This is a genomic window from Synechococcus sp. MU1648, from assembly GCF_023630615.1.
Lineage (GTDB): Bacteria > Cyanobacteriota > Cyanobacteriia > PCC-6307 > Cyanobiaceae > Parasynechococcus.
Genome location: NZ_JAKUHI010000001.1, coordinates 264,954 through 275,378, shown reverse-complemented (window position 1 = coordinate 275,378; position 10,425 = coordinate 264,954). Strand labels below are relative to the sequence as shown.

General features: G+C 56.5%; 22 protein-coding genes. 12 read left to right on the top strand and 10 right to left on the bottom strand.

From position 1 onward, the window contains the following. The first annotated feature begins 417 nt into the window (after nucleotides 1-417). Nucleotides 418-630 (top strand): hypothetical protein, encoded by a 213-nt coding sequence (locus tag NCN06_RS01790; protein WP_226398521.1) that lies wholly within the window; start codon nucleotides 418-420, stop codon nucleotides 628-630. A gap of 409 nt (nucleotides 631-1,039) precedes the next feature. Here the strand turns inward: NCN06_RS01790 and NCN06_RS01785 are convergent, their stop codons facing one another. Continuing rightward, a complete protein-coding gene (locus tag NCN06_RS01785; protein ID WP_226398522.1) occupies nucleotides 1,040-1,222 on the bottom strand; it encodes a hypothetical protein in 183 nt (60 codons plus the stop codon). Nucleotides 1,223-1,818: 596 nt separating this feature from the next. Between NCN06_RS01785 and NCN06_RS01780 the strand changes: the two genes are divergently transcribed. The 6 genes from NCN06_RS01780 (at nucleotide 1,819) to NCN06_RS01755 (ending at nucleotide 4,567) form a co-directional block, all read left to right on the top strand. Continuing rightward, complete coding sequence (locus tag NCN06_RS01780; protein ID WP_115021953.1) at nucleotides 1,819-2,019, top strand: hypothetical protein; 201 nt, start codon at nucleotides 1,819-1,821, stop codon at nucleotides 2,017-2,019. Between the two features lie 404 nt (nucleotides 2,020-2,423). Next, entirely contained in the window at nucleotides 2,424-2,624 is a 201-nt protein-coding gene (locus tag NCN06_RS01775) for a hypothetical protein (protein WP_226422530.1), read from the top strand. A 40-nt stretch (nucleotides 2,625-2,664) separates the two neighbouring features. Next, nucleotides 2,665-3,057, top strand: coding sequence for a hypothetical protein (locus NCN06_RS01770; protein ID WP_226422529.1), 393 nt, complete (start codon nucleotides 2,665-2,667; stop codon nucleotides 3,055-3,057). Further along, nucleotides 3,057-3,605 carry a DUF1543 domain-containing protein gene (locus NCN06_RS01765; protein WP_226422528.1) on the top strand — a complete coding sequence of 183 codons (549 nt, stop codon included), beginning with the start codon at nucleotides 3,057-3,059 and terminating at the stop codon, nucleotides 3,603-3,605. The genes NCN06_RS01770 and NCN06_RS01765 overlap by 1 nt, the downstream gene beginning before the upstream one ends. A 374-nt stretch (nucleotides 3,606-3,979) precedes the next feature. Further along, entirely contained in the window at nucleotides 3,980-4,294 is a 315-nt protein-coding gene (locus NCN06_RS01760; RefSeq protein WP_136987693.1) for a hypothetical protein, read from the top strand. A gap of 18 nt (nucleotides 4,295-4,312) precedes the next feature. Further along, on the top strand, nucleotides 4,313-4,567 hold the full coding sequence (locus tag NCN06_RS01755) for a hypothetical protein (RefSeq protein WP_115021947.1): 255 nt from the start codon (nucleotides 4,313-4,315) through the stop codon (nucleotides 4,565-4,567). A 1-nt stretch (nucleotide 4,568) separates the two neighbouring features. Here NCN06_RS01755 and NCN06_RS01750 read toward each other — a convergent pair whose 3' ends face one another. Together NCN06_RS01750 and NCN06_RS01745 are read right to left on the bottom strand one after the other, a co-directional pair. Further along, on the bottom strand, nucleotides 4,569-4,718 hold the full coding sequence (locus NCN06_RS01750; protein ID WP_226398526.1) for a hypothetical protein: 150 nt from the start codon (nucleotides 4,716-4,718) through the stop codon (nucleotides 4,569-4,571). Between the two features lie 163 nt (nucleotides 4,719-4,881). Next, nucleotides 4,882-5,145 (bottom strand): hypothetical protein, encoded by a 264-nt coding sequence (locus NCN06_RS01745; RefSeq protein WP_226422526.1) that lies wholly within the window; start codon nucleotides 5,143-5,145, stop codon nucleotides 4,882-4,884. 208 nt (nucleotides 5,146-5,353) lie between these two features. Between NCN06_RS01745 and NCN06_RS12760 the strand changes: the two genes are divergently transcribed. Further along, nucleotides 5,354-5,476, top strand: a complete 123-nt coding sequence (locus tag NCN06_RS12760; RefSeq protein ID WP_255613912.1) for a hypothetical protein — start codon at nucleotides 5,354-5,356, stop codon at nucleotides 5,474-5,476. 6 nt (nucleotides 5,477-5,482) lie between these two features. Here the strand turns inward: NCN06_RS12760 and NCN06_RS01740 are convergent, their stop codons facing one another. From NCN06_RS01740 to NCN06_RS01715, 6 genes are all read right to left on the bottom strand, one after another. Next, nucleotides 5,483-5,698 (bottom strand): hypothetical protein, encoded by a 216-nt coding sequence (locus NCN06_RS01740; RefSeq protein ID WP_350223173.1) that lies wholly within the window; start codon nucleotides 5,696-5,698, stop codon nucleotides 5,483-5,485. Nucleotides 5,699-5,868: 170 nt separating this feature from the next. Continuing rightward, a complete protein-coding gene (locus NCN06_RS01735; RefSeq protein WP_250398585.1) occupies nucleotides 5,869-6,576 on the bottom strand; it encodes an esterase/lipase family protein in 708 nt (235 codons plus the stop codon). 16 nt (nucleotides 6,577-6,592) lie between these two features. Continuing rightward, entirely contained in the window at nucleotides 6,593-6,775 is a 183-nt protein-coding gene (locus NCN06_RS01730) for a hypothetical protein (RefSeq protein ID WP_226422525.1), read from the bottom strand. 77 nt (nucleotides 6,776-6,852) lie between these two features. Further along, nucleotides 6,853-7,509: a methyltransferase domain-containing protein gene (locus tag NCN06_RS01725; protein WP_226422524.1), complete on the bottom strand. Its 657-nt coding sequence runs from the start codon at nucleotides 7,507-7,509 to the stop codon at nucleotides 6,853-6,855. Nucleotides 7,510-7,512: 3 nt separating this feature from the next. Continuing rightward, nucleotides 7,513-7,734, bottom strand: a complete 222-nt coding sequence (locus NCN06_RS01720) for a chlorophyll a/b-binding protein (RefSeq protein ID WP_115021942.1) — start codon at nucleotides 7,732-7,734, stop codon at nucleotides 7,513-7,515. After that, nucleotides 7,731-8,144, bottom strand: a complete 414-nt coding sequence (locus NCN06_RS01715) for a hypothetical protein (protein WP_226422523.1) — start codon at nucleotides 8,142-8,144, stop codon at nucleotides 7,731-7,733. Before NCN06_RS01715 ends, NCN06_RS01720 begins: the two co-directional genes overlap by 4 nt. A gap of 146 nt (nucleotides 8,145-8,290) precedes the next feature. Here NCN06_RS01715 and NCN06_RS01710 point away from each other — a divergent pair, with 146 nt between their 5' ends. Next, entirely contained in the window at nucleotides 8,291-8,476 is a 186-nt protein-coding gene (locus NCN06_RS01710; RefSeq protein WP_114989374.1) for a DUF8647 family protein, read from the top strand. Here the strand turns inward: NCN06_RS01710 and NCN06_RS01705 are convergent. Beyond that, a complete protein-coding gene (locus NCN06_RS01705; protein WP_226422522.1) occupies nucleotides 8,460-8,651 on the bottom strand; it encodes a hypothetical protein in 192 nt (63 codons plus the stop codon). The genes NCN06_RS01710 and NCN06_RS01705 overlap by 17 nt on opposite strands. 50 nt (nucleotides 8,652-8,701) lie before the next feature. Here NCN06_RS01705 and NCN06_RS01700 point away from each other — a divergent pair, with 50 nt between their 5' ends. Genes NCN06_RS01700 through NCN06_RS01690 form a run of 3 tightly spaced genes read left to right on the top strand, consistent with a single transcriptional unit; the run spans nucleotide 8,702 to nucleotide 10,393 of the window. Beyond that, nucleotides 8,702-9,187, top strand: a complete 486-nt coding sequence (locus NCN06_RS01700) for a hypothetical protein (RefSeq protein WP_226422521.1) — start codon at nucleotides 8,702-8,704, stop codon at nucleotides 9,185-9,187. Further along, a complete protein-coding gene (locus tag NCN06_RS01695) occupies nucleotides 9,184-9,615 on the top strand; it encodes an NUDIX hydrolase (protein ID WP_226422520.1) in 432 nt (143 codons plus the stop codon). Before NCN06_RS01700 ends, NCN06_RS01695 begins: the two co-directional genes overlap by 4 nt. Continuing rightward, nucleotides 9,605-10,393, top strand: a complete 789-nt coding sequence (locus NCN06_RS01690) for an ABC transporter ATP-binding protein (RefSeq protein ID WP_226422519.1) — start codon at nucleotides 9,605-9,607, stop codon at nucleotides 10,391-10,393. Before NCN06_RS01695 ends, NCN06_RS01690 begins: the two co-directional genes overlap by 11 nt. Nucleotides 10,394-10,425 lie beyond the last annotated feature (32 nt).

The following is a 10,425-nucleotide window of genomic DNA, read 5'->3' as shown; positions in this document are numbered from 1 at the left end:
GAGTGTAGGGATGAAACAGCCGAATGCTCGACAACTCCGATCACTTCGGCTCTCTGCTTTAGCGCGTGATAACAGGGCAGTGGCTGAATTAAATGCACGAATCTCAAACTCGCCTGACTACCTGGTTGAGGAGCTGATGAAACGCCATGGGTGGCCTGCTCACGAAGCCATCTGTGCAGTCCAACAACTGCAGGAGAAAGCTTTCCAAGAAACCGCAGACCACTCAGCGGCTTGATCGAAGGGTGACCAAGGGCAGGCATTTTGCGTACAAGTGAACGGGATGTGGAATAACCGGCATGTGGAATAACGATGAGCTGCAAACGATTACGGCTGCCTACGCCGTGAGGCTCAACCCATCAGCATGATCAAGCTGCAGCCCAATGCATTGGAAGAGCGAGCCCTGGCACTACAGAACTGATGACTGAACCAACGAAGCCCAGAGCCCTGACCTATACGGAAATGATGAACGGGGGCCGTCAGCACCTTGATGATGCTGAACATATCCGCGAGCAAGAGCTGGAGAAGAAAGTCGTCGCCCTAGAACGTCATGTCGATCACTTGGAACGAGCCCTTAACGACAGCGCAACGCCAAAGAGGGACGCCTCCCTTCCTGAAGAAAAAAGGGCATAGCGCATTTGTTTGTTCATGCTTGAACCCTTGATGTGATGAAGGGTTGAGAGGCAAGCCCACCAGGACAGGAATGGGTTGAACACTCCTATGGCTCGCTTCCGTCACCCATGTCTCGATCACATCACCGGGTACGACATTCCCAGGGCTGTGCCTAGAGCGATCGTTCCCAGTACAAGCAGCAGCATCAGCTTCATTGTTCGTCCCTAAGAAAAAACCTCCCTGGAGGGGGAGGTTCAAATGAAGTGTCCACTCATGTTGTGCCTAAGGAGCGGTGATGAATCACGAGGTCAGTGAGCCCTCACCTGATGCTTTGAAAAATCGTTTGAAGCAACTCGTGCTGATCACAGGAGGGTCGCCAGATTGATGAACTTCACAGGCATTCATGGCCATGGGGCACAGGGGAGCTGACCTAACGAAAAGAGGCCAGCTTTTCCCTTGCAGCTTTTAAGGCTTCCTCGCAAGCAGCACGATCATCGTTATCGATGTCACCTTGGCTGCCGTTTAAACGCGACTCGAGAAAAGCGATCTCGTCAATCCAATAGTCCTTGTCCTTGTTCTGTTGTTCCATCACTCCCTGAGCAGAAAACTCCAAGCCATCATCAAGCACAAAGAGGAAGGCCGCCCTCCCCGATGGAAAGACGGCCTAGCTCGCTCGTTTATGCATTGCAGTCGACCTAATCAGTGATGCTGGTTCCGTGAAGCGAGATGCTCAGTCGAACGACAGTGAACTGAAAAAAGAAGGTCGAAGCGTCTGGCTTGTAGCAACCCTGGGGCCATTTGAACCAGGTGTGAAGCGGAACTCCTACGGGGCACCTACGCACGGTGCAGAGGAGTGTCGACTGATCAGACGACCAACAGTGTCGTCACAGACGAAGTGCTCACGTTTGGGTTGAAAAGTTGGAGCAGGGGCCAAAAAAGTCAGGCTGCTTCTGCGGTTTGCTCAGGTGGAGTGTCGGCCGTCATGGGCTCCTCCGATCTCGATGCACATACTCTCGTCACTGGTGGAGCATCAGGCAATCAGCTGTCGTGCTCATTGCCTCCTGGGGCTATTTGTCCGATTGTGGAGGTGGCGTACCTAGCGCCTTATCTCAGGGCCAAGGCGGCAAGCGCTTGAAGGATCCGGCCTGGGGTGAGGCAGTGAAGCTTGAAGAAGGTCCCTAAAGTCCGCGTCGAACCGGATCACCAAAGGTGCAAAAGCTCGGGGAGATCAAACTCAAGCAAGTTCCGCAGCTGAACACTGCAAACAGCTCGCTTCTGATCCGGAAGCACAAAGAGGTTCTGAACCTGATGATGAGAACCTTCTCACTCGACACCTACGGCCTGACTTGGGCTCAGTTCTTCAAAGGGTTTGGTTTAGGAGGTTTGGCCGTTTGGCTACTGATGCGCTGAGATCAGCGGTGCCTTACGGGCCTACCTCCCTGTCGCATGGACTCGAGCATGCCTTTCTCGAGGGCCGTGAGTTTTGGTGCAGACTCATTCAGCGCAGCTTCCGCACGTGACTTGGCTGCTGCAATGAACCTGTCTGTCTTATCTCCAGAGTCAAAAGCCAAAGCTTCTTAGCAGAGTGCACTCAACCTATTGATCTGAAGGAGTTGATGCTCAGGACTTAAGAAAAAACCCTGGACAAGGGTGATGCAGGTGAGGGAACCCAAGCGTGGGCGGTGCAAAGCGTTGGCAGTGGTCCCTCTCATGCGTCGTGGAGGGGCGAGCTGAGGGGCCTGCTCCTTTGTTATTGGCTGAGACTCCCATCGCAAGATCGTTGCTATCGGTTGGAGGTTTCAACCACCGAGCTGATGAGTCGTTTCCCCGTCTTTTATTGCTCTCCAGTGGGCGTTGGAGCTGGGTTCAAGCCTGTGGAAGCAAGAGATGCCTATGAGGCTGAACAGATTGTTCAGCGTGAATATCCAGGCGCTGTGACCGCCTCTCTGAGTGAGCGGGTAACGAACGAAGAGGAGATCAAGCGGTTGTTTATGGGCTGGCTTGAAAAGGTCTGAGCACCAGGAACGGCTGAGGGCTGGCATGAGGAGCCATCCGATGACTGTTTCACCACCCACCTGGCTCAACATCGACGCAGACACCTACAAGCGGCTGCTGAACCGCACAGCGGTAACAATCACCAAGCGCGCCAAGAAACGGGGAGCGACCTATCAGGTGAAGGAGGCTATTGATGCCATCCATGCAGCATTTCACCGTTGTGACGGAAGGGATCCCTACGACGGACTGCCCTTGGACGGTGAACGTCTGGAAGGCAACCGGTGTCCGACGGTCTGCCCAGTTGGCAACGAAACTATCGCCCAATTTGAGATCCTCAGCCACCAGACCAAAGAGGCCAAGGGCACGATGAACGCCGAGGAATTCATCACCCACTGCCGCGCCGTCGTCGCCCATGCAGAAACAACGTCAACAGCAACGTCAACAGCGAAGTGATGACCACCGGAAAGAAACTGTTTCTGGTGGTGTTGGGCGGGCGTTGCAAGGGGTGCCATATCGAGCAACACGATGTGCGCTGGGTGGTGGGTGAGACCATCGAGGCCACGCTGCCGACCCTGCGTCAGGAATGGATCGGTCTCCGCCGTGGCTTGCACATCGACAGCTATCGCTGCATCGACCACGTCGATGGACACTGCGTAGAGGTTGTTGAGCAGGCTCAGGATTCATCCACTGCTGATCAAGCACAGCGTCTGTGGTTCATCAACCTTGGGGCCTATAACCCCACGTCCATGGCGGAACAGCACTCGTTCGGAGTGATCGTGGCGCATTCATCCGCATCCGCAAAAGCGCGGGCTCGCCAGCATTGGCTAAGGGGTCTGGAACAGGTTCACAAGGATGATCTGCACGGTGTTCAGATGGACAGCGCACTGGATGATCTGCTGCCGATTCAAGGCAATGGTCAGTGGCATTTGAAACTGACAGCTGACCCAAATATCGAAGAAGCACCACCACATCCCGACTGGTATGGCTACTGGAAGATATGAACAAATGAGCCTTTAAACAACAACAAGATTGAGCCCTGAATCGGAGCTTTGAACCAACCCAGCAAAGGAGAACCGAGGTTGCCTCCGATGACATTCGAACTAGGTGGGAGTGGATTGAACTGCTACATCCACAGAACAAACGCAGTTCAGCTAAAACAATCCTCCAATGAGGATGCGACGTGTTGATTCTGATCCTCCTCCTCCTGACCGGCTCCTATGCCGGACTGTGGGCTTTGCGCTTTGTGCTGGAGCAACGCACGGACACGGAATAAGCATCGGGAAGCCCCGAGGAGCATTCAGTCATATTTGAACGGGATGCTGAAACGGTTTTCCAATTCAGGCTGGATAGGGTCGGCTTAGTCAATGGATTGACCGTGTCGCTCGAACGACGTCTCAGCACCGCAGCGCTCCTCGTTGTCGTCATGGGAATCAGCATGAGCCCCGCAGCGCAGGCCCATGACAATCACCATCACCACTCCCATAAAAAGCAGAAGGCTTACAACAAGGGGTACAGGAAGGGCTACACCAAGGCGGTTAAACAGACCTATCGCCCCTACTACCGCACTTACGCCCCGGTCTATGAACCCTTACGCCGAAGAGTCGTCGTTGCTCCAGCGCCCTGGCTTGCTCCTGTTCGTCCATACAACTACGGCACTCGCGTCAACGTCGGGCTTGGGTTCAATCTGTAGACAGGTTCCAATCCCCCCATGTCTGAGCGAGTCAGCAACAAAGCCAGCGAGGCTTGGCGCGACCATGTGCTGAAACAGGTCGTGGATTATCTGGAGACCAATCGCGATTCAATCATCGATCGATTCGAAGCCGACAATGCTCATCACCTGAAGCGTGAGGACATCGAAAACTCCGATCTGCTCAATTTCGATGTTGCGGTCACACTGCATCGCGATAAATCATCATCATTTGGGCTTGGATTCGGGTTTTTCAAGGCCAACATCATTCGATGAATCAGCTTGCAGGCTTCCAGAGAGCTTCAGGGTCCTGGCGCTGCAGTGCTTCCTCAGCAAGCTTGAGATAGTAGAAGTAGCTCTGCCTGTCTTCAGATTCAGCGGCTTTGTTCATCAGGTGCAAGTAGCTGAGTCGCTGGTCGCTGTTCATACGTGGTTAACAAGAGAGGGAACATTCTCTGCAAGACGCATTGATTTCGGTATCAGAGAGAACAACTGAAACAATTCCGAGCATCCAGGAGGCACTTTTTTATTTTTTCTTTTGAAGATTGTCCAGAGATCCTGCAGCAAGGATGGATTCAACAGGGCTGGAATCAACAGGGCTGGAATTCCTTCGTGACCGGCGGACCACCACCAGGAGGGACGACACAGTCGGATCCTTTGGGGCGGCTGTTTTCCGCAGGGAACGGCGCACCCTTCACCGCGGGCCTGATCTGTTGATCAGGCGACGCCCGATTCAGATCAATCTTGCCCGGCCTAATCATTTGCGACGTGACGCGATAAGCCAGGCCACCCAACAAACCAAAACCCATCGAAGCCAGGAAAACAACCAGAAGTTGACGCTGACGATTGTTCATCCCACTTCTCCATCGCGTTGAACGTTGGTTGGCCTCGAGCTCTGGCCTGAATCTCACTGAATGACAGAGATTTGACAGATCAAAACAGACGGCCGGATGATCCGCTTGCTGCAGCTTGAACGATCGAAACACAGTCTCTGCTGACTCTGCTCACCCCCTTCCTCGTCTTCGGTGCGTTATTTGTCGTGCTCCTGCTGGTCTGGGACAGATGACAGCCCCCGTTGCGGGACTGTTCTGGACGCCGTACGCCGATTGGATTTACACCGTTGTAAGCCTGAGTGGTCTCATGCTGATCACCTGGTTGGTTCTCGGCCGAAGCAGTAGCAACTGACCGGCCTCACGCAGCAAGCAGCTCCATCTCTGGCTGAAGCAACACATCGCGGGCTGTGTTGAAACGCGTCATCAGCGCGGGATCCCCCCCTTTGTCTGGGTGATGTTGAACGGCCAGGAGTTTGTGGGCCCGCTTCACCTGTGAAAGGGTCAAGCGACCGGTCAACGGCAAGGCAAGGCACTGTCGGGCCTGAATGGCTTCCAGACCGGGATCGCGCCCCATTGGGCATTGGTCACGTCGATGGTTCGACGTTCCTGGCTTGCGCTTCTTGCTTGATTTCCGCTTGGACGTGCTGGCCTGTCCCCCAAAGCCTTTCAATTCCTGCACAACTTGATCCCCGAAGCACGCCACAATGCCCGATCGCGTGACGCCGCGAAAAGGCCGCGGGGAGCTCAATCACCCAGCTGCGACCACCAATGGTCGATTCGATCCGGCGAGCCATACCAACTTTGACCAAACAAGCCTCCATGGGCCGTATCGGAAAGCTCGATCCAACGGGCATCCCGCAGCAGAGCCGATTGAACCGGAACCAGGCCATCGCCCTCCAAATCCGGGTCGCCCATGATCTGGCGATAGCTACGGGCAGAGGTGCGGGTTGAAAAGGTTGATGCATTTGATCCCAGAGGATCAAGCCGACCCGCAACAGCCACGTAATCCACCTGATCAGCTTCAGGGCAACCGGGGAACGCACGATCCACCTGCGCCCTTAGCGGTGTGGCACGCATAGCCTGATGGGGACTGCCCAGGGTGATCAGGCGGTTGCACCGGGGTGCGCCGTTGAAGCAGCGTCCCAGAAAGGTCTGATCGACCAAATACGGCCGCAACATCACCCCACCGGAACTGTGACCGATCAAGGTGACGCGCTCGGTCGGAGACTGGCTCTGAAGCTCGCGCACACAGGCATCGACACGGTCCAACAGGCGACACCAGCCGAAGCCCCAGCTCGTTGCCAGCCAATCCCACCTGGATGCAGGCACGATGCGCACTGGAACGCCGGTGGCTTGATGAATCCAATCGGCGAGGGGGCGATACGCCTCATCGGTAATCAGAAAGCCGCCGAAAATAACAACGGGCTGGGACAGGCGAGACGTGCCGGACAAGATCAGATCGTGCTGATCACTTGATCAACGCACATTGCGGGGCATTGATGAGGTCGTACCCACACCGGATGCGGCTTCCACCAGGTTCAAGAAACGTGCTCAGTTGTTGACCCTCTGCAGAAGCCTCAAGAACAATCTGCTGACCGATCAAAACGATCCTGAACCGCCAGGGGAGAAGACCCGGAAGGGTGAAGCTCATGGAGATTGTGGTTCTCGCCTCAAGCTGCCGCAATTCAGGCCAACGTCCATCACTCAATTCCGAGAAAAGTGAAGGGATTAGTGGAGAGGCTTCTGAGCCACGACAGCGAAAAAGGGATCACCCTTGCCACCGAACAAACCCATCATGCCTTCGGCTCGGGTGTCTTCGGCAATTATTTCCGGCTGGGGCCAGCCCTGTGCCATCAGCACATCAGCGATGTAACGCAGGTGATCGCCGTCATCACCATCGGTCCAAACCTGTGGAGCCTTAGTGAAGAACATCCGATTGGAAAACGCGACGATCACCTGACCACGGGGGCGGGTGATCCTCATCAGCTCAGCAGCGATCGGCTCCGGCTGCTGCAGGTACTGCCAACCGGCAACGATGAGGGTGGCATCGATCGAATCAGCCTCCACCGGAAGGGTCTGGTCCTGGTTCAGGTTCTGAACCCAGTGCTGATCCAAACGGGGATTGGCTTTCAGTTCATCTCCATTGAGGCCATGGCCGATGACCTTGTCGTAACTGACATCCTCCGGGAGATGGCTCACCCAACTGCTCATCAGATCCAACACCTGAGCGCAGGGGGGAATGCGCTCGCGATAGAGGGTCGTCAGTCGAGCCCGAAAACCGGCATCCAGATGATGAACAAAGCGGGGCTCGCTATAGAAGATCGCGTCATCCGAGGAATCCAACTTGAACCGTTGGGAGTCCTCAAGAACAGAAACAACCGCCATCGATCAACCCAACTGCAGGTACCAATGCAAAGCAGCACCGAGCTGACCTGAGATTCCCAATCCGGTCAGCTTTTCAAGCACCACCGCAGCGACGAAACCAAGCATGGCCACACGGCCGTTAAGGCGTTCCACATCGGTCAGAGCGGAACGGTTCCAGGGACGTGCTGTAGTCAGCGACTCGCCGAAGCGCTCATATTTTTCATAATGAAAAGCAGGCCGACTCATCGCAACGCACAAATCCAGCGGACCTTAACCACAGTTCCGTCGCGACCGGGGTAGACAGTCCACGCACCGTCGGAATCGCGTTGCTCAAGCTGACCGCTGGCGCAGTTGGCACGCATCGGCAGAACTCGGTGGGTCCACCGGTCTTGTCCTCCACGCTGGATCAACAATCCCGCCTCCACCTCGACAGCACCGTCCACGGCTTGGGGAGAGCGAATGTATTCAGCCGCTTTGAGAGATGGGGTCTCCAGCGCTTCCATGAAGATCCAACCGTTACCTGGCAGCAAGCGGCTCCGACGCGACTGCCAGACCGCCGGTTCCTCCACAGGTTGCCAATCGGCCAGCGCCGGAACGGTCCCCAAGGACAGCAGAAACGCCAGAGCGATTCTGAACGCCAGAGAGGAAGAGACCATGGGCAAAACCATGCGGACAGAGGGATCGGAACGACTGGCGAATGCTTCAAACAGCTTTACGAAGCGTTGAAACGCAAACATGAATGAATGGTTATGGAATTCCACATGGCAGGAGTGCCAGCTTGAAACCGTTGCTCGATTCATCCATGGCCAGCATTGCTCAGGGACGGGCTGCTTACACAGTGCGCCACAAGACTTCCAACGGAGAAAAGCTGGAATCGTGCTTTTACGCCACCGACGCCTTTGAGGCGCGCCTGCTGGCCATGGAGTTCAACGCTTACATCCGTCAACATCCGAACTGCATTGATTCGATTCTCAGGACGGAGGCTTGAGGGGGGCACGGCGCCGCTCCACCTGAACGAAGACCAGCCAGGCCAGGCTGGCTAGACCACCTCCAATCCAATCGCTGCGGAGCAGTTCGACAAGGGCGATGGTGCTGGAGCCGATGCGTAGACCCCGCAGAAGCAGGTCCGTTATGGGAGGTGTCCGGCGCTTGTCGCGCTCCATGGGTCGGCTCCGAAAAAATGGGGAGATTGCAGAGCCCCATGATCTCAGCCATGCCTGGTAAGCCTGCCGCAGCCCTCCTAGCCCGGGAGCGCGAGATTCGCCGTGGGGGCAGCGACATTCAGATCGAAGATTTACCAGGCTGCTGGATGCTGCAGCAGACCTGGAGTCGCAGCGGCGATGCGCCGGCTCCTGGCACCGCAACACTGCTGCGTTGGCTGCAGGCCAGCCTGATTCTCAAACGCTGCGATCAAGACCTAACGATCATCAATCAGGTCTGTTTGGCCGGTTTTAAGTTGCAGTTCAGTGGCAGTGCCCATCTGAAAGGTTCAAGGCCACTGCTGGTGTTTAGCTTCGCGTCATTGGAGCTGTCCTGGTCTGGTCAGGTGCTGCATCGGCGAAGCCTGCCGCCACCGCCACCGCAACGTCTGCCCTTCTTTGCGCTGATCGAGCTGAACGAACAGCAGGGAACGCTGACGGCGCGTGGCCGGGGTGGGGGACTGGCTCAGTGGTCGCGCCTCAAACAGGACTCCCCATGAAGCCCGCCGTCGCCCTGGCCATGCTCCAGCGGGAGGGTCGATGGCTGCTCCAGCTGCGTGACGATATCGACTCGATCATCTATCCAGGTCACTGGGGGCTATTTGGCGGCCACCTCGAGCCGGGCGAAACAGCCATCGACGCCGTGCATCGGGAACTTCAAGAGGAGATCCACTGGTCCCCCAGCGTGGCGCTCGAGCCCTGGTTCAGCGATGACAGCGGCAACCGGGTGGCCCATGTGTTCCGCGGCTCCCTCAGCGTGCCGTTGAACAAGCTGCAGTTGAAGGAGGGTCAGGAGATGAAGCTGGTCTCCCTAAGCGAACTGCTGAGTGAATCCATTTGGAGTGAGCGGCAGCAGGAGCTGCGGCCCGTCGCGCCACGCCTATCGATCGTGATTGAACGGCTGCTTCAGGAGGGCCATGACCACTGAAACCTGGCTGGATCTCCGCAACATCGAGGCCTGGCTGGGCGGTCGCCCGGTCTTGCACAACCTCAATCTGCAACTGACGCTGCGGCAATCGACAACGGTGCTGGGCCCCAATGGTGCGGGCAAGAGCAGTCTGGTGAAACTGATTGACCGCAGCCTCTACCCGATCGTTCGACCAGACTCCCATCTGCGTCTGTTCGGCAGTGAAACGGTGAACCTCTGGTCGCTGCGCAGCCGCCTGGGTGTGGTGTCGAGCGAGCTGGAACAGCGGCTTCATCCAAAGACAGCTGTTGATGAGGTTGTGGTGAGCAGTTTCTTCGGTTCAACGCGGCTCGGTCGTGATCAGCAGCCAAACCCTGAGCAATGGGAGCAAGCGCGTGCTCTGCTCGATCAATTGCAGCTCAACGGCATCCGTGAACGCTGTTACGGAGAACTGTCGGACGGACAGCGGCGCCGCCTTCTGATCGCTCGAGCCCTGGTCCACCAACCGGAGGTGCTTGTGCTGGATGAGCCCAGCCGCGCCCTTGATCTAAGGGCCTGTCATCAACTGCTGGCGATTTTCCAAGGCTTGATCAAAGCGGGAACCACCGTGGTTCAAGTCACCCACCGGGTGGACACCATCGTTCCGGAGATGCAACGCGTGCTGTTTCTGACCCAGGGAACCATCGTGGGCGATGGCAGTCCCCGTGAAATGCTGCGGCCGACCGCGTTGAGTGAGCTGTTCAAGACCCCACTGAACGTGGCCGAAGCCAATGGGTTTCGCCAGGTCCTTCCCGGGTAGCCCCAAAAGCAGCCCCCTGCTCTGCTAGGGAT